Annotated in this window: 21 protein-coding genes; 5 read left to right on the plus strand and 16 right to left on the minus strand. The window is 39.9% G+C overall.

Going from position 1 to position 22,174, the window contains the following annotated elements:
• Window positions 1-36 precede the first annotated feature (36 nt).
• The gene (gene dapA / locus NYF15_RS04005) at window positions 37-951 is read right to left on the minus strand and encodes a 4-hydroxy-tetrahydrodipicolinate synthase (RefSeq protein WP_371352854.1); all 915 of its coding nucleotides are present in this window, start codon (window positions 949-951) and stop codon (window positions 37-39) included.
• Between the two features lie 159 nt (window positions 952-1,110).
• Here dapA and NYF15_RS04010 point away from each other — a divergent pair, with 159 nt between their 5' ends.
• Entirely contained in the window at window positions 1,111-1,764 is a 654-nt protein-coding gene (locus NYF15_RS04010) for a DUF6058 family natural product biosynthesis protein (protein WP_371352855.1), read from the plus strand.
• Between the two features lie 34 nt (window positions 1,765-1,798).
• On the opposite strand, the gene dkgB is transcribed toward NYF15_RS04010, so the two are convergent.
• Window positions 1,799-2,614, minus strand: a complete 816-nt coding sequence (gene dkgB, locus NYF15_RS04015) for a 2,5-didehydrogluconate reductase DkgB (protein ID WP_130152338.1) — start codon at window positions 2,612-2,614, stop codon at window positions 1,799-1,801.
• Window positions 2,615-2,827: 213 nt separating this feature from the next.
• Window positions 2,828-3,052, minus strand: coding sequence for a hypothetical protein (locus NYF15_RS04020; protein WP_371352971.1), 225 nt, complete (start codon window positions 3,050-3,052; stop codon window positions 2,828-2,830).
• A 251-nt stretch (window positions 3,053-3,303) separates the two neighbouring features.
• Between NYF15_RS04020 and NYF15_RS04025 the strand changes: the two genes are divergently transcribed.
• Together NYF15_RS04025 and ykgO are read left to right on the plus strand one after the other, a co-directional pair.
• A complete protein-coding gene (locus NYF15_RS04025; RefSeq protein WP_371352856.1) occupies window positions 3,304-3,555 on the plus strand; it encodes a type B 50S ribosomal protein L31 in 252 nt (83 codons plus the stop codon).
• An 11-nt stretch (window positions 3,556-3,566) separates the two neighbouring features.
• On the plus strand, window positions 3,567-3,704 hold the full coding sequence (ykgO, locus tag NYF15_RS04030) for a type B 50S ribosomal protein L36 (protein ID WP_062567147.1): 138 nt from the start codon (window positions 3,567-3,569) through the stop codon (window positions 3,702-3,704).
• 20 nt (window positions 3,705-3,724) lie between these two features.
• Here ykgO and NYF15_RS04035 read toward each other — a convergent pair whose 3' ends face one another.
• The gene (locus NYF15_RS04035; RefSeq protein ID WP_237119047.1) at window positions 3,725-4,111 is read right to left on the minus strand and encodes a cytochrome b562; all 387 of its coding nucleotides are present in this window, start codon (window positions 4,109-4,111) and stop codon (window positions 3,725-3,727) included.
• Window positions 4,112-4,321: 210 nt separating this feature from the next.
• On the opposite strand from NYF15_RS04035, the gene NYF15_RS04040 reads away from it, so the two are divergent.
• Window positions 4,322-5,341 carry a substrate-binding domain-containing protein gene (locus NYF15_RS04040; protein ID WP_371352857.1) on the plus strand — a complete coding sequence of 340 codons (1,020 nt, stop codon included), beginning with the start codon at window positions 4,322-4,324 and terminating at the stop codon, window positions 5,339-5,341.
• A gap of 43 nt (window positions 5,342-5,384) precedes the next feature.
• On the opposite strand, the gene NYF15_RS04045 is transcribed toward NYF15_RS04040, so the two are convergent.
• The 5 genes from NYF15_RS04045 to upp form a co-directional block, all read right to left on the minus strand.
• Entirely contained in the window at window positions 5,385-7,154 is a 1,770-nt protein-coding gene (locus NYF15_RS04045) for a sugar phosphorylase (protein ID WP_371352858.1), read from the minus strand.
• Window positions 7,155-7,166: 12 nt separating this feature from the next.
• A complete protein-coding gene (locus tag NYF15_RS04050) occupies window positions 7,167-8,387 on the minus strand; it encodes a glycosyl transferase (RefSeq protein ID WP_371352859.1) in 1,221 nt (406 codons plus the stop codon).
• Window positions 8,380-10,122 carry an HAD-IIB family hydrolase gene (locus tag NYF15_RS04055; RefSeq protein WP_371352860.1) on the minus strand — a complete coding sequence of 581 codons (1,743 nt, stop codon included), beginning with the start codon at window positions 10,120-10,122 and terminating at the stop codon, window positions 8,380-8,382. The genes NYF15_RS04050 and NYF15_RS04055 overlap by 8 nt, the downstream gene beginning before the upstream one ends.
• A 141-nt stretch (window positions 10,123-10,263) precedes the next feature.
• Entirely contained in the window at window positions 10,264-11,499 is a 1,236-nt protein-coding gene (locus tag NYF15_RS04060; protein WP_371352861.1) for a uracil-xanthine permease family protein, read from the minus strand.
• Window positions 11,500-11,508: 9 nt separating this feature from the next.
• A complete protein-coding gene (gene upp / locus NYF15_RS04065; protein ID WP_054554568.1) occupies window positions 11,509-12,138 on the minus strand; it encodes a uracil phosphoribosyltransferase in 630 nt (209 codons plus the stop codon).
• 196 nt (window positions 12,139-12,334) lie between these two features.
• On the opposite strand from upp, the gene NYF15_RS04070 reads away from it, so the two are divergent.
• Window positions 12,335-13,162 carry an ABC transporter substrate-binding protein gene (locus NYF15_RS04070; RefSeq protein WP_371352862.1) on the plus strand — a complete coding sequence of 276 codons (828 nt, stop codon included), beginning with the start codon at window positions 12,335-12,337 and terminating at the stop codon, window positions 13,160-13,162.
• Here the strand turns inward: NYF15_RS04070 and NYF15_RS04075 are convergent.
• The 7 genes from NYF15_RS04075 to NYF15_RS04105 form a co-directional block, all read right to left on the minus strand.
• Entirely contained in the window at window positions 13,159-14,130 is a 972-nt protein-coding gene (locus NYF15_RS04075; RefSeq protein WP_371352863.1) for a Gfo/Idh/MocA family protein, read from the minus strand. The genes NYF15_RS04070 and NYF15_RS04075 overlap by 4 nt on opposite strands.
• A complete protein-coding gene (locus NYF15_RS04080) occupies window positions 14,123-15,085 on the minus strand; it encodes a phosphotransferase (protein WP_371352864.1) in 963 nt (320 codons plus the stop codon). The genes NYF15_RS04075 and NYF15_RS04080 overlap by 8 nt, the downstream gene beginning before the upstream one ends.
• Before the next feature lie 85 nt (window positions 15,086-15,170).
• Window positions 15,171-17,255, minus strand: a complete 2,085-nt coding sequence (locus NYF15_RS04085; protein WP_371352865.1) for a TonB-dependent siderophore receptor — start codon at window positions 17,253-17,255, stop codon at window positions 15,171-15,173.
• Between the two features lie 178 nt (window positions 17,256-17,433).
• Window positions 17,434-17,769, minus strand: coding sequence for an HD domain-containing protein (locus NYF15_RS04090; RefSeq protein WP_371352866.1), 336 nt, complete (start codon window positions 17,767-17,769; stop codon window positions 17,434-17,436).
• A 228-nt stretch (window positions 17,770-17,997) separates the two neighbouring features.
• Window positions 17,998-18,525, minus strand: coding sequence for a hypothetical protein (locus tag NYF15_RS04095; protein ID WP_341804656.1), 528 nt, complete (start codon window positions 18,523-18,525; stop codon window positions 17,998-18,000).
• Window positions 18,526-18,648: 123 nt separating this feature from the next.
• Complete coding sequence (locus tag NYF15_RS04100) at window positions 18,649-19,578, minus strand: RHS repeat domain-containing protein (RefSeq protein ID WP_371352867.1); 930 nt, start codon at window positions 19,576-19,578, stop codon at window positions 18,649-18,651.
• Between the two features lie 254 nt (window positions 19,579-19,832).
• Window positions 19,833-22,088 (minus strand): acyl-CoA dehydrogenase, encoded by a 2,256-nt coding sequence (locus NYF15_RS04105; RefSeq protein WP_371352868.1) that lies wholly within the window; start codon window positions 22,086-22,088, stop codon window positions 19,833-19,835.
• Window positions 22,089-22,174 lie beyond the last annotated feature (86 nt).

The following is a 22,174-nucleotide window of genomic DNA, read 5'->3' on the forward strand; positions in this document are numbered from 1 at the left end:
ACTTAATTGTAACCAGAATTAAGTGTCAATTCAGTTTTATCGTAAGATAACCGCTTTTTCGTCTAAAAGTTGAGCTTTATCGCCTACAATATCAGCAACATTAAGCTCATTAATAAGGCGTTGACCAATCGCTTGTTGTGCTTGCGTTAACGGCACATAAGGTAAACGGAAAACGCTATTTACTGCGCCGGTCATCATTAAAGCAGTATTAATTGCAATTGGGTTTGGCTCACAGAATAACCACTGCATTAACGGCTGTAACTGAGTGTTAAGACTATCGTTTTTGTTATCCATTAACTGACGGAACAAGCCTGGAATTAAGTTGGAAGTTACTGAAATAACACCATGAGCATTATGGATATGGCGAGCATCATGACTTTCATCATCATTACCTGACCAACACGCAATACCTTGCTGTTCATAATGGCCGATCCGCTCATTTCCACCACACTCTTTAACACCAATAAAATTTTCATGCGCTGCTAAAGGTTCGATAATATCAGGCGTTAGATCTTGGCCTGTGCGGCCAGCCACGTTATAGATAAACGCAGGTCCGATATCTAATAAACGTTTAAAATGCTCTTTCACCCCAAGAAGAGAAGTACGACCATAATATGGATTAATTTGCAGCGCTGCATCCATACCCGTAGCAAAGCCATATTCGGTAGCTTTAATAGCTTCACGGGTATTATTACTACCTGTGTTACCTATGATGACTAGACGATCTGAAAATTTACTTACACTATGTGCAATAAGCATCAAGTGCTCTTCCCAATTCATTAGTTGGCCTTCACCTGTGGTACCACCAACAATAATCCCATCGACTCCTGCTGAAATTTGTTGTTCAACAAGCTCATCGTAACAAGCTAGATCAATATCACCGCTGTTGAGATAAGGTGTTTTAATTGCTGTGATCAAACTTGCTTGTTTAATTGTTTCTAGGCTGCGCATAACTATTTTATGTTTGGAAAATTTGCGCTAGTTGTAACATAAATGCAGGCATTTTCCGAGTGATACATGCTAATAAATAAAAATACTTGATAAAATGTTTAGGGTAAGCCAGAATTGAATACTGTATAAATAAACAGTATTCATTGCGAGTGATTGATAATGCAACTTTCAAAATTTTTGGCTAATTACTTTTACACCACAGAGGAGCTTTGTCATGCACTATCAATTGATGAAGAAACACTAACTGATTGGCAACAAAAAGGACTATTCCCAAAACCAAGTTACTGCTTACAAAGCCAACTAGAATGCAGCTCTTACTCAGGTATTTATCAATGTGAGGAATATCAAGACTTTTATCCTCGTGGTGCGTCTAGCTGGGGACAGCACATTATGAAACATGATGTAAAATCATCATGCCAAGCCTTCAATCATTTTGCTCAACAATATTCGACTCAACTTAGTAAACTGGCCGAGCAAGGTTACGCCCTTAATGAAGACTTATTTGGTGCTGAGATTGACGAACATTTGCAACAAGTTTGGCAGCAGTTTTTATGCAGCAAATATGGGGTGTTAACCCAAAATGGGTTGATTGAAGAAGCCGTGCAACTTGATGTAGCGAAACTACTCATTGATGATATTACCGAGCTTCGTACGAAAACAGGCTTAACAGTCGATGAGCGCCAAGCACTCCATAAAGCTTTAAATCTTATGAACAAAGCATTGAGTCACGGTACTGGCAACGAAGGTAAAAACACCCTGCGTCACAAATATATTGAAGAAGTTGTTTGCAAATATGATCTATCTGTCAAATAAACAAAGCCGCCAAATGGCGGCTTAACCTTATTATTTATTGATCCCACTGTGGTGCAAAATCAGGGTTCGCTAAACGTTTGTTTTGGTCTAACGCATTAATTCTATCTATGTCTTCATGATCAAGTTTCACTGAATCATCAAAATTATCAGCCAAATTTTCTCGCTTAGTTGATGAAGGAATCGTCGTCATCTCATTTGCATTTACCCAAGCAAGTACGATTTGCGCAGGTGTAGCGTTATGTTTTTTCGCTATATCCAATATCACATCGTCTTTGAGGGCTTCACCTACGGCAAACGGCATATAGGCTGTAACATGGATATCATGTTGTCCACAAAAAGCACGCAATTTAGTATTGGTAAGATATGGATGAACTTCAATTTGATTGGTGAAAATTTCTCTCGCGTCGAGCGTTTGCATCGCCTCTTTTAAGTTGGCAATGGTAAAGTTTGAAACACCAATGTGTTTTGCTAAACCAAGTTCTTTTACTTTTTTGAGCTCAGTTAAATATTCACTCATTTTTTCTCCATTACTGGGAGAAGGCCAGTGAATAAGTAACAAATCAACATAATCTAGTTGAAGCTTTTCAAGGCTCTGTTTAACACTATCAACAAACTTGGCTTTATTTAGTTTGTCATTCCAGACCTTGGTAGTAATAAAAATTTCACTGCGGGGCACAGAGCTGTCTTTAATTGCTTTACCGACTTGCTCTTCATTACCATAAATTTGCGCTGTATCTATGTGTCTAAAGCCAATATCAAGCGCCATTTGAACTGAATTGTAAGCTGTCTTTCCTTCTAGGCGAAATGTACCAATACCTAAATCTGGCATTTCAATAACATGTTGTGACATAACCTCTCCTTTTGAAGTAATTCGGTATAAGCTTACTTACTTCACTGAGGCCAAATTTTAGAGTTTCAAGGAGGGATTTAAAATAAGTTAACTTTACAGGAAATTATTCACCGTAAATAAGTACTTCCTAAATTGCTCAAGATTACCTATAAACATGTATGTAGATAATACACACGCCCTCATTGGGAGTTTAATACACCTCTATTTGTTAAATTAGTCTAAATGCTCGTACTGACCACGGTACACTTCGAAAGTTTTCACTACCGTATGCTGCTCTTTAGTGAGATTATCAAACCAAGTATCAAAACGCTCATCATCATCCTGCTCACCCAGAGCAAGGTACTGTGCTAAGAGTTCAATTATATCATTGTGACTGAAGCTTAAAGTATCGACATGGCTCGCAAGTGTCGAATGATCTTTATCACGAAGCGTATTCATTACATTTTGGTCCAATTGCTCAGTTTGAATTTCATCGTTCACTGCCTTACTCCTTCTTATTATATGAGCACACATACCTAGTTATAACAGCCTTATTAACAATAGCCAGCTTTTTGAATTTAAGTGGTCAGAGTTTGTTCAGACTGGCTAAAATCGAACCACAAATATTAAATAAGAATTATTTTTATCTTGATCTTAGTAATGTGAACGATTACCATTTGATACATTATCACATAGCAAAAGGTTATATAATGAAACCGAATATACACCCTGATTACCAGCAAGTCGCCTTTCATGATACAGCAGCAGATAGCTACTTTATTATAGGTTCAACAATTAAAACATCGCGAACAGTAGACCTTGAAGGCAAGACCTACCCCTATGTGCCTATCGATGTATCGAGTGACTCACACCCTTTTTATACTGGTAAACAAAAAGCTGTGGCAAGTGATGGTCGAGTTGCTGCATTTAATCGCCGCTTTAAAAATTTAGCGAGCAAATAAAAGGAGAATTAATGAAAGTATTAAGTTCATTAAAAAGCGCAAAAAATAGACCTGGGTGTCAGATCGTAAAACGCAAAGGGCGCGTTTACGTGATTAACAAAGAAAACCCACGCTTTAAAGCCGTACAAGGGAAAAAGAAAAAACGTTAAAAAGGTGCAAAGCACCTTTTTTATTTGCCAAATAGTAGCTCCCAAAAACCGGGTGGCTCATGAAGTTCATGGTACTTTTTGCGTAAAGTATCAATTTCTTTTAATGGTGCCTTTGCCGCTAGTATCCCCTGTTTATTGGCGAGCTTTTTAGCATCTTCTGCTTTATGAATAACTTTATCAATACCCTCAATAGAAGCAGATTGATGCTGTTTAAAGTCAGCCGTTTTTGCTTTCTCTAATAGTTGAATAAACTCATCAATTGCGTGGTTAAACTCGCTCAATTCACTCGCTTGCACAGCATTTTTGTATGCTAACCCCATATTTTTCATGTTAGCTTCCAAATCAATACCTTTAGCAAAGCTAGATAAAGAGGTAACGAAAAAAAGGATACTCAAAACAACTTTCATACTACATCCACTTAAAACCGACTTGCCGTTAATTATATCCTTTTTACTGGTTGGAAACGAATAAATTAGCCTGCAATCGAACACTCTTTAATATCTATCTCAAATCACTACACAAGCTGAGTCGAGCTATTTTATAAGCCAAACAGCTAATCGAAACTTCTGCCAATAAACGCTATACTCACTTCATTGTTGTATTGTTTTTAGTTGTTTATGCCAAAGGCCCTTTCTTTTTTATTTTGTTTATTTTGCATTCCCAGTGTTTTAGCACAGCATAAAGTTATTTTTATCAATCCGGGTTACGCCGATACCAATACCACAGGGCCTTTTTGGTTTGAAGTATCTGAGCTCATGCGCGATGCAGCAGATGATTTAGATATAGATTTAACAATTGAGTACGCTAATCGTAATCATATTTTAATGAAATCGCTTGTTGTTGAAGCGATAGACACTAAACCTGATATGCTGATTTTAGTGGATGAAAAAAGTGTACTCAGCCAACTACTATTAGATCTGCCAAAGTTTGATACCCCGATATACTTTTTACTAAATCGTCCTACTGACGATGAACTTGCAGCCTTAAGTAGTAAAGGGCTTAATATTTCGGGCAGCGTTGTGCCAAACAATGTTCAAGCAGGAAAGTTGTTAGCTCAAAAGCTCGTAGAAAAAAATAACGGACAAGCTAACATTTATGCAATTCATGGTGACTATACAACTCACGCATCTATTGATAGACAACAAGGCATAACTGATTATATTTCAAAAACAAATAACGCAAAATTAGTCGCACAAAGTGTTGCCAATTGGTCTGCAACGCAAGCTTACCGCCAAAGCATTGGCTTTTTAAATCACCAAAAGCAAATAAACATTATTTGGAGTGCTAATGATGCGATTGCACTTGGAGCGATTAGCGCACTCAATGACAATAAGATACGCGATAAAGTCTTAGTAGGCGCGATTAATTGGCCACTAAAAGCTGCGTCAGAAAAAATCGACATTTGTATCGGGGGGCATGTCACACTTGGTGCTCTAGCAATGGTAAACATATATGACATATTCCACCAACAGCCTTTGGAGCTACATCAAAGCATTGCTATTTTTACGCCTCACACAGCTAAAACAATCACGTTCGTTGAGCAAATTCATAGCAATAGTTTGGCGATAGATTTTAAGAAATTTAGTAAAACCGAGCAGAATTCTGAGCTGTTCTCCATAGCAGCACTCCTCCCCTAGCCTTTAAGAGTAAGCTGTAAAGGGCATTTACAGCTTATAAACACTACTTATTACTTAGCCAAATAGCTTGATAAGGTGACAGCACTATATTTTGCCTGTTTTCTTCTATAACTCGCCCTGAAATCAAATCTTTCCAGCTTTCAGTTTCAATCAGATTTAGATCAGCTAATGTAAGGGTCTTTGATTCATCACTAATGTTATAAATACAAAACATGCTCTGTGAACGATTAATACTTTGTCGCCAAAAGCCAAATAGCCCATCACTAATGTGCAAGGTGTATTGCGTTGCATTAGGATGAAATGCGCTTTGCGCCTTACGAATAGCCATCAGGTTTTTCATTGCTTTAAACACAGTACGATGATGGGCATTTTCATTGCTAAGTTTTGCCAATAGATCTGACTCTTGCCAGCGATGGCGGTTAATCGCTCGATTATGCTGGCTATTTTCAAAGCGCTCGTAATCGTTGGTAGTGCCAAGCAAACTATGAATGTATAAACCTGGAATTCCTTCAAGCGCAAACATTATGGCATGCGCACATAAAAAACGTTCAACGCCCCATTTGTCTGGTCCTTGATGCGTACCTTGCAATGCATCAAATAAAGCAATGTTTAATTCATAAGGGGTATTGGTGCCATCTGGTGCAGTTCGTAATGACACTTTACCACCATATTTAGCGGTCGTGCTGACCATTTCAGCTATTTGTACTTGATCGAGCAAGCCTTCAACAGGACGTAAGCCAATACCATCGTGAGAGGCAATAAAGTTGAAATAAGCCGTTCCGTGCTGAGCTGGCGGCATACTCATCATCCAATGTTTTAGAGCGGTGCTGTCACCACTGAGTAAAGTATGTAATAACAGCGGTGGCAATGAAAAATTATAAATACAGTGCGCTTCGTTGGCATTACCAAAGTACGACAGGTTTTCTCGGTTAGGTATGTTGGTTTCTGTGATAATAATCACGTTAGGTTCAACATGCTCTATAAGGGTGCGCAGCAACCTGATCACCTCGTGAGTTTCGGGTAGGTTAATGCAGCGGGTATTGAGCTTTTTCCATAAAAATGCCACGGCATCAAGGCGAAAAATACGCACACCATTGTCTAAGTAATGACGAATAATGCTCACAAATTCATTGAGCACATCTGGGTTGGCAAAATCAAAATCGACTTGGTCATGACTAAAGGTACACCACACATGTTGCAAACCGTCTTTAGTTTCAACCGCTTGTAAAAGAGGCGATGTGCGCGGGCGAACAACTTGAATAAGATCATCACTTGGGCTCGCTGTTTTAAAGTACCCTTTCCCAGGCTCTTTGCCTTGAATAAAGTTTTCAAACCAGACACTGCGGCTAGAACAGTGATTGATCACCAAATCAGCCATCAACCTGACATCCGCTGAAATGTCACGAATATGTTGCCAATTGCCAAGCGCTTCATTTACTTGAACATAGTTCATCACCGCAAAGCCTTCATCTGAGCTGTACGGATAAAATGGCAAGATATGTAGTGCATTAAGTTCAGGCAAACATTGGTTTTTAACAAAGCGATGCAAGGTATGCAAAGGCGGCTCTTCAGGCTTAGCAACTGCGTCATCCGTATTAGCATGACGAATAATTGAATCACCGTAGGCAATTAAAATCATATCTTGCTCATCCCAACGGTTTTTATGGGGCGTCGGGTCTCGGACAGGATCATCACCTTGCATGGTGTTGATCAGCCTGTCTGCAAGTTGTTCAAGGGTTGTTGGTAGTTCAACCTCAGCATAAATACAGGTTAAATGCTGTATAACCCGTTGTTGTAAAAGCTCTAAAGTCACGTGCCTTCCCCGTTAAATATAATCTTTATTATCAAGCTCTACAGCTTCTTCTAAGCGAGCAAACACATCAGGCATGGCAGAGGCAACACGGTTCCAACTTGGTACAAACGGTGCTTCCATTGGGTTCTCTAAAAAGTGCTGACCTGCATTCATAATATTCTGTGCAAACATTTCAACGGCCTTTTCTTCATGGTGAATATCAAGCGTTAAGCCATTCATGAGCGCATCGTTGTGATAGGTTTCGATAAAATCGAGTGCAATACGGTAATAGGTTGCTTTTAATGAACGAATTGTTTCTGTTGTAAAGGTAACCCCTTGTGTAGCCAGCTTTCTAAATAAGGCTTTGGTTATATCAATCGACATTTTCGACAAACCGGTTGCTTGATTCTGTAACGATAAATCTTGGTGTTTATGATCGTAATTATCTGCAATATCGACCTGACATAAACGGTTATGCGAGTAGTTGCGATACATCTCTGATAGCACGCCAATTTCTAAGCCCCAATCACTTGGAATACGAATATCGTTGAGTACATCACGGCGAAACGAAAACTCCCCCGCTAAAGGATAACGAAACGAGTCCATGTATTCTAAATAATCATTACTGCCTAAAATTGTTTTAAATGAGCGCAATAACGGCGTTACCAGCAAACGTGACACGCGGCCATTAATTTTGCCCTCAGCGGTACGCGGGTAAAAGCCCTTACAAAATTCATAGTTAAAACGAGGATGAGCAACGGGGTAAATTAAGCGTGCTAAAAGCGCTCTGTCGTAAGTCAAAATATCACAGTCATGCAGCGCAATAGATTCTACTTTTGAGGTTGCCAGTTTATAACCCATGCAATACCAAACATTACGGCCTTTACCTAGCTCTCGTGGCGCAACACCGAGTTTTTGGAGTTCTTTATCGAGCGCTTGTAAACGCGGACCATCATTCCAAAGTACCTTATGATGCTGATCAAGCTCAGCAAAAAACTGTAGTGCATGGCGATATTGGCTTTCGTCGGCGCGATCTAGGCCAATGGTAATTTGCGATAAATAAGGCACATGTTTGAGCTCAGCGATAATATTTTGCAAAGCAGGCCCTTCTAACTCACTGTAAAGCGACGGTAAAATCAGGCCCATTGGACGTTGTTTTGAAAAGTCCAACAACTCTTTTTCTAGCTCTTCTACTGGGCGGTCAGCAATATTGTGTAAGGTCGTGATAATGCCATTTTGATAAAAATCAGCCATGAGATTGCTCCTGTTTTGCTGCAAAACGCGCTTTGATGATAGTTAACGCAGAAACTTCTTGAACCCAACCTGCTGGGGCTGGTTTTTCGCTGAGCTGCCAGGCTTTTTGTAATATTTGTGATTGCACTTGGCTGCCAGGATTATTGATTAAAATAGCGGTGTCGGCCGCTTTTAACATGGCTACATCGTTTTGACTGTCGCCGAGGGCTATCACAGTAAATGGATTGCGATAGGCTTTTTTAAACTGATTTAACAGCCATTTTTGTGCAAGACCTTTATTGTTACCTTTGGTTAAATGGATAAAACGTCCGCCAACAAGCACTTCGTAGCCTGCTTGGCTCATAGTATCTATCAAACCTTGCTTTTCTTCATCACTGCCCGAGAAACAAACCGGATCTGAATATTGGCGTTTTAGAGCCAGCTCACTTTTATCGACGCGGAGTCCTGTTAACTCGGCTATTTCATGTGTACTAAATTGACTAAATAAGCGTACACAATGACTAAATTGACTGGCATATTGTTTAAGGTCGTCATGCAATTTATCGGTACTTTGCGTCATGGCAAAACGCCAATAACCTTTATAGTCATCACAGCCAATTGGCTTTGTTTTAAAATAGTCTTTTGGGATATAAACGGCCGCGCCATTTTCAACAATAAAAGGTTGATGGTGATTTAACCCTTTTTGAATATCAGTCACTTCAGCAAAAGTTTTACTGGTGTTAAAAATGACATTAACACCACTGTCATTCAACTTTGCCAAAAAAGGTTTGATCACCTCACACTCGTAACTATCGTGATCAAGTAATGTTCCGTCTAAATCAGTAAAAATCAGTGGTTGTGCAATTTGGTCAGCCAATAGTTCCATCTTGGTAATATCACGCTCAGTATCGAGCAATAATAACGCATCCACGCTGTGCGCAAGCGTGGCTAAGTTTTCACGCGTAATGCGTTCAAAATGAGAGATAAAACGCTTTAAGCTCACTTCGTCAAACGTGCCCTGTCCTTGACCTTTTTTAGCAATTAACTTTTGCTCTTGCTCCAAACGCCACGCATACACATCTTCAAATGAAGGGGCTTTTAACATAATGGTGTAATCAGCCATAGCGAATACATGTTGATACTCGTTTGCTAAGCAACTATTAACACAACGACGCCAAATGCCATCGGCATCTTCTTGTTGTTCTAATTCATTAATTGGAGTTTGTAGTTGATAAGGCTGCTGGGGTGTACTGGCTACACACCAGCCTTCAAAAAACACGATATCAATCGGCTTTTGATTACGAGGCCACTGGTCTTTTGGCACTGGATCATCAGTTAGCTTATCAAATTGAGGTAATGGCACATCCACCTTGCCTGCCAACAAGGCTGATAAGGTTTGCTCCATTAATTGCGTATCATGGGTGCCTGGTACACCCCGACTTGCAAACAGAGGGTGAACGTCTTTAGCAAGCTCAGTGCGTGCATCGCGGCTTAAATAAAAGTCATCGATTGATAATGACACACTATTAAATTCGGTATTGCTGTTAACCCAGGTCACTAAAAAATCAGCGAGGGTTGTTTTTCCTGAGCCCTGGCAGCCGTTGATAGCCACCAACATAGGTTGGCCGGTTATTTTTGCGCTTAAGATATCGTGCGCGAGGGGTATAAAAAACTGCTCACTTAAATATTGATACTTCAGCGGTAACTGATGCTTCGCTAAAAACGGGGTAATATCCACAACATTTGCCTCTTGCATAATCGCTCCTACCAGTATGACATAGAGATAAATGCAGTTAGTAGACCAGTTTTTTAATTCCTTATTTTTTAATTAGTTACAAAAAAAGCGCATGTTTAATGCGCTTTTATGGTGCAAATATTCAATGCTAATTAATATCAACTATGATTCTTGCACTGCTTTGGGGAGGACGGCATTTAAGATAATCCCCAAAATTGCGCATAGGCTCACACCTTGTAAGCTAAACTCATCACCGCCGATATGCATGCCACCAATACCAAACACTAAAATCAGTGCGATGATAGTCAGATTGCGAGGCGCGGTAAGGTCCTCACCCGATTTTACTAAGGTATTTAAACCAACCACAGCAATTGAACCGAATAGTAATATCATGATGCCACCCATCACAGGCACCGGAATCGTTTGTAAACCCGCGCCCATTTTTGCCACAAACGCGAGCACAATAGCGATGATTGCAGTCCAAAGCATCACGCGAGGGTTGAAGTTACGCGTAAGCATTACCGCCCCCGTTACTTCAGAGTACGTTGTATTAGGTGGACCACCAAAAACTGATGCCGCAGAGGTTGCTAAGCCATCACCTAATAAGGTTCGGTGTAAACCCGGTTTCTTTAAATAGTCTTTACCTGTTACTTGGCTAATAGCCATCATGTCGCCAATATGTTCAATAGCTGGCGCAATGGTCACAGGCACCATAAACAAAATAGCTTGCCATTTAAACTCAGGGTAAGTAAAGGCCGGTACCGCAAACCAGTTTGCTTCAGTGACTGCATTAAATTCAACAATACCTAACAATAACGAAGCAAGGTAACCTGCAACCACACCTGCAAGAATAGGAATAAGTTTAAATACACCTTTGCCCCATACCGCAAAAATCAGCGTAACCAGTAATGATAAACCAGACACCCAAATAGCTTGCTCATAAGGGATTAATTGTGCACTGCCATCCCCTGCTTTACCCATTGCCATATTCACAGCGACGGGCGCTAATGCTAAACCAATCACCATAATGACAGGGCCAACAACCACAGGCGGTAACACTTTATGCAGTGCATTCACGCCTTTAAATTTTACAATTAAGCTAAGCGCAAAATAGCAAAAGCCCGCCACCATTAAACCGCCCATTGTTGCGGGAATTCCCCACATTTGTACCGAGGCGATAATAGGTGCGATGAAAGCAAAAGACGATGCTAAAAAGATAGGAACTTGACCTTTGGTAACCACATGAAACAATAAAGTTCCTAAACCTGCGGTAAATAAAGCCACATTGGGATCAAGCCCTGTCAGTAACGGCACAAGTACCAGTGCGCCAAATGCGACAAACAGCATTTGCGCGCCGGTTAGAATGGTTTTTAACGAAAATGGTTGATGATTTTCCACGTGAGCGCCTTACACTGTGCCAAAAATCTTGTCACCGGCATCTCCTAAGCCTGGAATGATATATCCTTTTTCGTTTAAGTGACTGTCTAGAGAAGCTGTGAAAATTTCAACATCTGGGTGCGCTGCAAGGGTTTTTTCTACACCTTCTGGTGCTGCCACTAATACAATCACTTTAATATCTTTACAGCCTGCTTTTTTCAGCATATCGATAGTGGCGATCATCGAGCCACCCGTTGCCAGCATTGGATCTATAACAAGGCTTAAACGCTCATCAATTTTGCCAACCAGCTTTTCAAAATAAGGCACTGGCTCGAGTGTTTCTTCGTTACGCTGAAGACCCACAACACTCACTTTTGCAGCGGGTAATAATTGCATCACGCCATCCATCATGCCAAGGCCGGCACGTAAAATTGGCACAACAGTAATTTTTTTACCTTTAATGTGCTCTACATCTAATGTTGAACCATCCCATCCTGTGATTTGCACGCTTTCTAATGGTAGGTTTTTAGTTGCTTCGTAAGTAAGCAAAGTACCTACTTCAGACGCTAGCTCACGGAAACTTTTTGTACTAATACCTTCTGCGCGCATAAGGCCAAGTTTGTGTTGAACTAACGGATGAGTAATTACATGGATAGACATAAGTAGAACCTAAATGAAATAAATTACGCCTATTTTAGCGTATAATAGGCCGCACTACCGCAAAAAATGCATTGTTATTGCATTAATTTCGTTAATAGGTCTAATATTAATCAAAAGGCCAAAATATTAATTTTTTTGCAACAAACTGGTGTGGTACAACATCATGGTTTATTTAATTTTTGGGTATCAACGTAGCATGAAAACATATTCGCTCGTTTTTTTAATACTATTTAACCTCGCTTTTTTAAGTTCAACAGCTAATTCTGAGCCTTTAGAAATAAAAGTGATGGATGACTTTATTCCGCAAGCAAATGGAAAGCCGAGAAATGAAGCAACTATTTTCTTACTCGAAGCCATAAAAGAAATACAGAATGAAATAAACATCCAGTTTGTTCCCGCAAGCAGATTGCGAGAGTGGAAACAACTCAGCATGCTCCCTGATGTTTGCTTGTATAACAAGTTAAAAACGCCTGAACGAGAGGCTAATGCCCTATTTACTCGCTACCCAATTATGGCATTTCCTGCAAATAGGCTCATTGTATTTAATATGCCTACATTACCTGACTCACTGTCACTGGAAAAAGCAATCAATGACTACGACCTCACGATTGGCGTAACAAGTGGACGCTCGTATTCCGCGGATATTGATACCTTTATTAAAAATAATGAAAAACACTTTTTTAAACTTGAAGGCGCAACCAATGCGAGTCGCTTGGGGCAGATGCTCTTTCAAAACAAAATAGATGCCATTATTGAATATAGAGACGTGTTTATAAACCGATATCAACGCGCTGCTAGGACGGATAAAATACGTTATTTAACCATTGAGCCTGACCAAGCAGCTGTTTTTGGTTATATAGCATGTTCACCTTCGCCGCAAGGAAGGCAAGCTATTGCGTTATTTGACCGTGCGCTTCAAAGTGAAAGAGTCAAAACTCTTATTAGCAAACGGCTATCGGAGCTGTTTCCAGCTCCTGAACAAAAAGTCATTATTGAGGCATTTAATAATGCTTACGTGCATTAATTAGCTAGAATTTGTTCCATTACCCAACTTGTATGAAGTGCTGACTCTCCTGTCGATGGGTGTGGTGCCCCTTGGTCAAAAAACCTGGCTATATTTTCAACATGAAACTGTTGAATATGAACGGGGTTTTCGATGGGAAATTTACACTTACCAGCCAGGTTATTGAGCTCAATTGGTTTTTCATCAAATACACTGAAGTGTATTTCACCTTTGCTGCCATAAATAACCACGTCATCGAAACGCTTAGCAGAGGCAAAATTCCAACTGCCAACACCTGTCACACCAGAACTGTGCTGCCAATGAGCTGTAACAGCATCAAATGCTGAGTACAATCCTTGTTGATTTGAACTAAAACCATGAACCCGAGTAAACTCGCCCAATAAGTAAGCGAATAAATCTAAGCCATGACTCGCTAAGTCATCAAAGTAGCCACCACGAGCAATGCATTTATCAGTGCGCCAATTATATTCACCGGACAAATCAAGTTCGCTTGGCACTTTACTTAAGTGCCAACTTACATGGCGTACTTGGCCAATTTTATCATTTTGAATAAGTTCTTTAACCTTATTAAACCGTGGTAAAGAGCGTCGATAGTAAGCGACAAATAATGGTTGTTTAGCGCCTTTAAACGCCTCAACAATTGCATAGCTCTCTTCGTAACTAGGAGCGAGTGGCTTTTCGATGCAGCAAGGTTTGCCTGCTTTGGCAACTTCAAGCGCCAAGTCTTTATGACTATCGGGTGGCGTTGCTATATAAACAGCATCAACCATTTCATCGTTTATTAGCTCGCTGTTAGTTGCGAATACTTTGGGTACAGTATGGCGTGTAGCATAATCATGCGCTTTGTTTAAATCTCTGCGCGTAACGCCAATAAGTTCAATACCCTTTACTTGCTGATAAGCAGGGCCACTTTTTACCTCAGTTACCGCTCCACAGCCAATAATGGCAAAACGAATAGGCTTATTCATCGCATTCCTTATTTTTATTGAGGTATTCATTGAATTGGTTTTGCATATAACCATTTATCTTTACATGCTGAGGGCTCCAACCTGCTAAAAACCGATAAAAATCAGCCCATGCATAACACCACAGTTCACGCCAGCTACTGATCAAATCGTCTGCGTTTATAGTGCCCTGATACTGTTTAAGTGCTGTATTTAACTCTGCGAAATATCGATTTAGGTAGGTTTGTGCATTTAATTTTAGCGCGCTCTCATTTAAACAACTTCCCAAAAAGTACATTACATCGATAACGCCAACCCCTTTTCCAACATATTGAAAGTCATAACCAAGTACATGATTAGTCTGTGAGTTAATAGCAAAATTAGCACGCTTTGCATCCCCATGTATTAGTGTTTGATATTTGCATTGATAAAGTGCGCAATCAATATGTTCAGCTGCGGCTTTAAGGGACGAGTCGGGCATTCGCGCGTATTCATCAGGACGCGTGGCTAAATGCCAATAACTGCCTCTAGGCCATAACTCCTCGCCCGACGTTGATAAATGAAAAGCATGAAAATGCGCTAACCATTTAAGTATTGCATGAATATGTTGAGTGTGTGCTTGAGCTTGTTGATAGCCAAGCGCTGTAAAATCATCAAAAATTAAAGCAAATTGATTTTGCTTCTGTATCTGATTAAAACAAGGAATGGCGGCAGCTTGGTCTGGTAAAGATGAGCTGTATTGCTTATACCAATTGTATTCAACTAAATAAGATTGCTGCTTTCTGGCTAGCGCAAATTGACTTTGCTTAATTCGCGAGTGTTCAATGAAATCAGGCATAGAAATCAATTTAATGACCCGCGTTTCACCGTCTAACCGGCAACGAACAATTTCGCCACAGCCGCTCCATAGAGTGCTAATCACATTAATAACTTCAATATCTTGATAGTTATTTTTTAATAAGGAATAAAATTCTGACATCAACAAACAATATAAAAATACACAGCCAGATTATGTCAGGCAAACTAATAAAAAAATAGGCCTATTAAGGCCTATTCGTTATGTGCTACCACGTGTAGTTTACGGTCAAACTGACGGTACGTGGATCACCCACAAATAACTGCCCGTAACCATAACCACCACTCCAGTGCTGTTTATCGAGTGCATTATCAACAAGCAATGCAGCATTCCAACTTGGTTTCTTGAAATATACACCTGCTTGCAACAGTGTATACGATGGCAAAACAGCTTCGTCGGTTGTATTACGCTTATCAACATAACTTGCCCCCACCGCTAACTGCCATGTATCGTTTAAGCTATATTTACTCCATAGTGTGGCTGAATTTTTTGGTGCATTTTCTTTTTGTTTACCAATTAAAAGCGTATTCGTGTCTTCAGTTATTTCAGCCCTATTATAGGCGTAATTAGCAATCACTAACCAATTATCAGAGAGCTGTCCGTTAATATCGATTTCAAAACCTGTGGCTTGTTCCTCACCCCTTTGACGAAAAACTCGGTAACCTAATTGCTGTGAACGGGCAAAATCTTGCACTAACACATTCTGCTTTGTTATTTGGTAGATGGACGTTGTTAGCAACACCTTTTCGTCAAATAACTTTGCCTTATAACCAATTTCGTAGAGGTAACTATCGATTGGTCCAAATGGCCCACCTTGCTCTTCGGTATTTAAAAATGTGGATGGGGGTTCAAAGCCAGTTACCCAACTGGCATAGACACTTGAGTCTTGAGTAAGATTATAAACAACACCTAAGCGAGGTAAAAAATCATTGTCTGAACTTTCATTGCCATTTAGATCTGTTAACTTATAATCTTCACGACGTACACTGGCTAAAATTGACCAGTCATCGAATTTAATATGATCTTGAATGTAAAGGCCGTTACTCTTTAATCCACCACCAAATTCAAAACGGTCGCCTAAATTGTAACTTGCTATGTCGGGTTGCTCATAGGTTGAGTTTAAAATATCAAATGTACCTGCTGAGCGACTCATTCGTTGCGTATTGAGTTTATGGTTATCAATGTAATCGCCACCGATGACAATATTGTGCTCAACATCACCGGTATAAACTTTACCTGTTATGTAAGCAGTCACATTATCTGAATCGGCATCAATATCACGGTCTGTATACCAAACATTAAATACGGAGTCTGATCCATCAACATATGTCGCTGCACGATGCTCAACCAGCTTTTGCTCACTATCTAAATGCATGTATTTAAAACCCAATGACCAGTAATCATTAAAATGATGATCTAATGTCACACTTGATGATAACGAGGTTGTATCTAGCTTATCCCCTGGCTGATTTGACGATAAAGATATAGGCACCTGAGATAAATCGGTCGCGTTACGTAAATTGGGTTGACCGCGGTCGAGTAACCCCTTGCTGTCAGAGTAAACCACCTCAACATTAATTTTAGTATCGTCGCTTAGTAAATATGTAAAACTGGGTGAGAGTAATAAACTCTCATTAAAAATATTATCTCTGAACGTTTCTGAATCTTCGTAGCCAGCATTAAATCGATAAAGCCAACGATCATTGCTAGCTATCTTGCCTGTTGTGTCTAATGCGACATATTTATCAGAATAACTACCAAAGCGGGCACTAATGCTATGGCGGCTTTCACCAAGCGGTTTTTTAGTTACTGTATTAACCGTGCCACCTGGGCTTGCATCACCAAATACAGCAGAAGCTGGCCCTTTAATAACTTCGACACGTTCAACATGAGCAATTAAGGTTTGATTCCAAAAGTTATTATGAGTACGCATACCATTGACGCGGCGATCGTCTTGGCTGCGAAACCCCCGAATTGTAATGTCATCATAAACAGAGTATTCATTCGCGCCGCTAATAAAAGGAGTAACATCGTTTAAACGCATCATTGCTTGATCTTGTATCACCTCCTTGGTTACTGCGCTTACTGATTGCGGGATCTCAAGAATATCAGCAGCAGTGCGGGTAACAGAATAACTGTAATCAGAGAATGTTGTTTGCGAGCTTCGCCCTAAAACCTCTATCACTTCAATATCAGAAAGTGCTTTTTTGCTTGGTTGCTTTTGTGTTTGCGACACAGCTTGTGTTGTAACGAATACAGCTGATATTAGTAAAGCCAATTTTTTAATTTTCATTTCCCTTCCTTGTACCTATAAAAGACCAAAATGTTAATTAAAAATAATTATCATTTCAATTGTATTTTAGGCGTATGAGACAAAATGAAACCAAAAACGAACTTAGTTAGTAATAAATTTTAAAGCTTATTAATTATAGGGATAACTCCAGATTATCAGTACGTTAAACACACTGTACTTAAGAGGGATTGGTAGCAAGCTGTTCGGGTGTGCTAGCCGGACACGCTGATGATGACAGGACTTTTAATTTGTTAGCGCTTTGCATTTTGAGCATACAAATACCAAATTCATTTGCAATTTGTTCCTTGGTAATTTCTGTGTCTTCTAGGCTGTCATGAAGAGCGGCAGCGCACAACTCATTTTCATCTTGAACATGAGCGATATTAACAAGCATATCGACAACTTCGATTAAATGATTAATGTAGGGTGAGCCATCTGATTTACGCTGTTGTTGAGCGTGGTATTGGGCAGCCAACCAAAGTGATTTAGCCAAAAGCGCAAAATGATTCATCATGGCAACCTCAAAGTTTTAGAACAAAATTAAGCGTAGACCGTGTTGATGTATTTTGTCACGTTAAAGTGCTGCTATGGTAAATCACATGCAAGCATCAAGCTATTTGAGCCAGCGCCACTAATTGGTGGCACTGACAAATTTTGCACTGACCGCTGGTAACAAGTGCGCAGTTTTACTGGGAGTGGCTGCGCGCTTGATTGTAATTGTCATATTCAGAGCCATTTCTATTTAGGTAAAATTTTCTAAAAAAGTTTTAGAGCTTTCTACAATTAAGGGGCTAAACCAAGCAAAGCCATCATTCATGGTTAACAACCAAGCTATAATAGATAGATTACTTATACCAACAACTAAGATGAACATGAAAGCAAATATATTGAATTTACTTTCAATCACCCCGTCTGAAGGAATGAAAAAAGCTGTGAACCATAAAAAGGACGAACCAACAAACCAAATAAGAAAAAAAGTAATATCCAATGTTAGTAGCTCACCATTTCTAAACATTATAATTACATAAAGCCCTGACAGAACCATTCGATAATAAGCATAGTAATACACTTTACTGAACTCGCAGAGCGATTGTTCATCAAGATATGTATCTGTTGATTTATACTCTTTTGCTATAAACCTAGAAAGTAAAATAGCAATTAACAAAAAGCACCCCGTTTGCATTGGTTCTATAAGAAAGATCCCTACTAGGAAAAATAAAGTTAAAATAAGAATATTTTTCCATTTTTGAGAAAATGAGAATATTGGCATTTTATGATAGTTACCTTGTTACCATGTTTTCGTATATAAACCTTTTGGGGTCCAAAACTACACTTCCAGCAGGTTCATATTTGCTAGGCCCAGGCTTCGGTGTTGAGTAAGGAACTTTTGGTTTCAAAAGTTCATCCGCAGCACTTCCTGGGCGCACAACCCCAGAAACATACTTATACAAGCTTCTTTCTGTTTTGTTGGAAGTTCGTTGAACTTTCTAAACTGCTTAAATGTAAATGAAGATATATTATAAATTATATGTCTCGCAGAGCCTGCAGCCCAAATTGAGGAGTAACCTGCTGCATACCCCTGATACTCCCTCATTCTTAATCTCATGATACTACGTGAAATGTCAGTTGAGGTTATTCGCCCTTGGTCGATAGCCTCTTTCTGACAAACAGAGTCGCTAGTAATAGTTGCCTGAATTGTATTTCCATCTTCATCCTCTTTAAAATCACTATATGAAGCATTTACACTTCCAAAATCTTCATTCGATACGCCACCTATATTATCACTTCCTAAATTTGAATCAGTTAGTTTAGAGCTTTTTTGTTCACTTAATGCAGAAGAACTACTCGACTCGTTTATTGGAACCTCTTGAATCGTTGACGGGCTCCCTATATCTACTGACTCTACGCTGCCGGAAACAGCTGCTTGCCCTTTACTTGAGCCATTGTTGGTCATATGAATGTTGCCTTGGTTATCTTTTCCAACATAACCAACGGTGTCACCATCAGCATTTGTAATGGCTTGAGTTTCACCATTTTCTAAACCATCTGCACAACCTTTCATTGTATCATCAGTTGAACAGTAGCCAGTTGGATCTATTCCAGACAACGGATTATTCATTATGTAAGAATAAGGGTTAATGCTTTGACTATTCGTTGGGCTTTGGATAACGGGATCAACACTCATAAACCGACCAAGGTTGTAATCGTACACCCGACCGTTCATATGAATAAGCTCAATATCGTCCAAATGCTCGTGGTCAGTAAAGCCACGTCGTGTTTTTGCATCTGCTAGGTCGTTTAGCTTTGCGTTTCCAACCGGCATTAAGCCACCACTGGCTAAACATGGTTTACCAAATGGGTCATAGTTGCGTTGAGTGGTCACGCAACCAGTATAGTCTGTGATAATGCACGTACTTTAAAGCGCTTTTTATGTAAGGATTGTAGTGCTTCTATTCTCTTTGTAACTCACCTAGATTGCGTACATTTATAAGGGAAGTTTAGACAATAAAAAACCCGTGCTAAGCACGGGTTTTCGAAGATAAAGTCCTAATACTGCTCAGGACTTGCATTGTTGAATTACTCGTTTACCACACTTTTAAGTGGGTTAACTGGCTTTGCATTCTCATCAAGTAAATTCATATCAAAGTCGAACTCATCAACACGAATCGCTTTTTCACGTTTCTTGTTGTAGTCAATCAGTTTTGCATACTCTTCTTCGTTAATAACACTTGCCACAAGTGCATTATCAAGTGTTTCTGCAAAACGAACGCCCGACTTGATCGTTTTAGCACGCAGTGCTTTTTTAACTTTTGCAAGTAAATCAAGGCATGCCATTTTCGCTTTGTACGCTTGCTCATTGATGTGATGACCATCACCTTCAATTGGTTTAACCAAGTGAGTGATTTGCGCTTTAAATGCCGTATCCATTTGCGCTTGAGTCGCAAGTTCACGGATTAAATCATCACTGATCTTAGGCATTTTCATTGAGTAGTTCATCGTTATGAAACGCATAAATTTACGAGTACCACTTGCAGGGAAGTTATCTAAGAACTTATGCAATGCTTCTTCAGCGCTTTGTAGTGCAAATCGAGTCGCATAATGAAAGTAAGGTGCAGCTTGCTCACGTTCACTGCTTGCTACTTTTTGCTCGTAGTATTTAATCGACGCCATCGCTGCGTATAAGAAACTCATTACGTCACCTAAACGTGCAGATAACATTTCTGCTTGTTTAAGCTTGCCGCCAAGTACTAATAACGAGAAGTCAGCGTAAACTGCAAGTTTTGCAGATAGTTTATGTGCTGCTTTTTCGTATTCACGTACTTCGGGTAATGACGATTTAGCTCCCGCAGTAAACGGCAATACACCTAAACGGAAAGCACGTAAACTGTTAGCTACGCTGTAGCCCACTGTTTTACGTAAAATGCTGTTGAATTCTTTATCTGCATTTTTGTCTTCGCTGTGGATAGACTCAACCATAGTTTGTAGATATGGGTGACAACGCATTACACCTTGACCAAAAATCATTAGGTTACGAGTAAGAATGTTTGCACCTTCAACCGTGATTGCGATTGGTTGTGCAACATAACCACTTGCTAATGTGTTTTGCGGACCATTTTGAATTGCTTTACCTGCTTGAATATCCATTGCTGAATCAAGCACGTTACGACCAATTTCTGTCATGTGGTATTTAGCAATCGCCGTGACTACAGATGGTTTTAAGCCCATGCCTAAACCTTCTGTTGTTAATACACGCATTGCTTCTTGAAGATACGTTTTACCTGCGATATCAGCAAGCTTTTCTTGGATACCTTCGAATTGACCAATCGCCAGGCCAAATTGCTCACGTACTGCTGCATACTCAGAAGCACCTTTAAATGCTACCTGTGATGAACTAACACCTAGCGCTGGTAACGAAATACCACGGCCTGCACCTAAACAGCTAACCAGCATTTGCCAGCCACGACCGATGTTCTTTTGACCACCAATGATGAAGTCCATTGGTACAAATACTTTTTCACCGCGTGTCGTACCGTTATAAAAACGGATACCCATAGGATCATGACGATTACCAAGTTCAACACCTGGGTGCTCTTTAGGGATAAGCGCACAAGTAATACCTAGGTTTTCTTTACCACCGAGTAAACCATCAGGGTCAACTACTTTAAATGCTAAACCTAATACTGTCGCAATTGGCGCGAGTGTGATGTAGCGTTTGTCCCATGTAATTTCTAACCCTAACACTTCCTCGCCATTGAACTGGCCACGTTTAACAACACCAATATCTGGAATGCCACCCGCATCAGAACCCGCTTCTGGGCTAGTTAATGCGAAACATGGAATATCACGACCATTTGCAAGACGCGGTAAGTAGTGATCTTGTTGCTCTTTAGTACCAAAGTGAAGTAATAGCTCACCTGGGCCTAATGAGTTAGGAACCATCACGGTTACCGCAACCGCAGAACTCTTAGTCGCGATAGTCGCAACAATTGTTGAGTTTGCATAAGGGCTGAATTCTAAACCGCCGAATGATTTAGGAATGATAAGCGAGAAAAAGCGCTCTTTTTTCAAGAAATCAAGGATGTAGTCAGGAAGATGAACTCCATTTTGAATTTCAGAATCATCAATCATTGATAATAATTCTTTAACTGGGCCATCTAAGAATGCTTGCTCTTCAGCGCTCAACTTAGCAGCTGGCACATCACGAAGTGCATCGAAATCAGGTTTACCTTGGTAGATTGAACCTTCTAACCAAACATCACCTGCATCTAACGCTTCTTGTTCTGTAATTGAAATACTAGGTAATACTTTTTTTAATTTTGTACGTAAGCTCATAATAAACTCATCCGACCAGATAGTAATACCTACATTACGTCATAAATTGAACAATAGATCAATTGGTCCAACCAGTTTTTTTAACA

Origin of the sequence: Pseudoalteromonas sp. 68 DY56-GL68 (assembly GCF_041414825.1) — a bacterium.
Taxonomy (GTDB): Bacteria; Pseudomonadota; Gammaproteobacteria; order Enterobacterales; family Alteromonadaceae; genus Pseudoalteromonas.

What these genes read in the sequence shown, in the direction of transcription:
- dapA (WP_371352854.1), bottom strand. Translation starts at nt 951, where the DNA reads ATGCGCAGCCTAGAAACAATTAAACAAGCAAGTTTGATCACAGCAATT.
- NYF15_RS04010 (WP_371352855.1), top strand. Translation starts at nt 1,111, where the DNA reads ATGCAACTTTCAAAATTTTTGGCTAATTACTTTTACACCACAGAGGAG.
- dkgB (WP_130152338.1), bottom strand. Translation starts at nt 2,614, where the DNA reads ATGTCACAACATGTTATTGAAATGCCAGATTTAGGTATTGGTACATTT.
- NYF15_RS04020 (WP_371352971.1), bottom strand. Translation starts at nt 3,052, where the DNA reads ATGAATACGCTTCGTGATAAAGATCATTCGACACTTGCGAGCCATGTC.
- NYF15_RS04025 (WP_371352856.1), top strand. Translation starts at nt 3,304, where the DNA reads ATGAAACCGAATATACACCCTGATTACCAGCAAGTCGCCTTTCATGAT.
- ykgO (WP_062567147.1), top strand. Translation starts at nt 3,567, where the DNA reads ATGAAAGTATTAAGTTCATTAAAAAGCGCAAAAAATAGACCTGGGTGT.
- NYF15_RS04035 (WP_237119047.1), bottom strand. Translation starts at nt 4,111, where the DNA reads ATGAAAGTTGTTTTGAGTATCCTTTTTTTCGTTACCTCTTTATCTAGC.
- NYF15_RS04040 (WP_371352857.1), top strand. Translation starts at nt 4,322, where the DNA reads ATGCCAAAGGCCCTTTCTTTTTTATTTTGTTTATTTTGCATTCCCAGT.
- NYF15_RS04050 (WP_371352859.1), bottom strand. Translation starts at nt 8,387, where the DNA reads ATGGCTGATTTTTATCAAAATGGCATTATCACGACCTTACACAATATT.
- NYF15_RS04055 (WP_371352860.1), bottom strand. Translation starts at nt 10,122, where the DNA reads ATGCAAGAGGCAAATGTTGTGGATATTACCCCGTTTTTAGCGAAGCAT.
- upp (WP_054554568.1), bottom strand. Translation starts at nt 12,138, where the DNA reads ATGTCTATCCATGTAATTACTCATCCGTTAGTTCAACACAAACTTGGC.
- NYF15_RS04070 (WP_371352862.1), top strand. Translation starts at nt 12,335, where the DNA reads ATGAAAACATATTCGCTCGTTTTTTTAATACTATTTAACCTCGCTTTT.
- NYF15_RS04075 (WP_371352863.1), bottom strand. Translation starts at nt 14,130, where the DNA reads ATGAATAAGCCTATTCGTTTTGCCATTATTGGCTGTGGAGCGGTAACT.
- NYF15_RS04080 (WP_371352864.1), bottom strand. Translation starts at nt 15,085, where the DNA reads ATGTCAGAATTTTATTCCTTATTAAAAAATAACTATCAAGATATTGAA.
- NYF15_RS04085 (WP_371352865.1), bottom strand. Translation starts at nt 17,255, where the DNA reads ATGAAAATTAAAAAATTGGCTTTACTAATATCAGCTGTATTCGTTACA.
- NYF15_RS04090 (WP_371352866.1), bottom strand. Translation starts at nt 17,769, where the DNA reads ATGATGAATCATTTTGCGCTTTTGGCTAAATCACTTTGGTTGGCTGCC.
- NYF15_RS04095 (WP_341804656.1), bottom strand. Translation starts at nt 18,525, where the DNA reads ATGCCAATATTCTCATTTTCTCAAAAATGGAAAAATATTCTTATTTTA.
- NYF15_RS04100 (WP_371352867.1), bottom strand. Translation starts at nt 19,578, where the DNA reads ATGCCGGTTGGAAACGCAAAGCTAAACGACCTAGCAGATGCAAAAACA.
- NYF15_RS04105 (WP_371352868.1), bottom strand. Translation starts at nt 22,088, where the DNA reads ATGAGCTTACGTACAAAATTAAAAAAAGTATTACCTAGTATTTCAATT.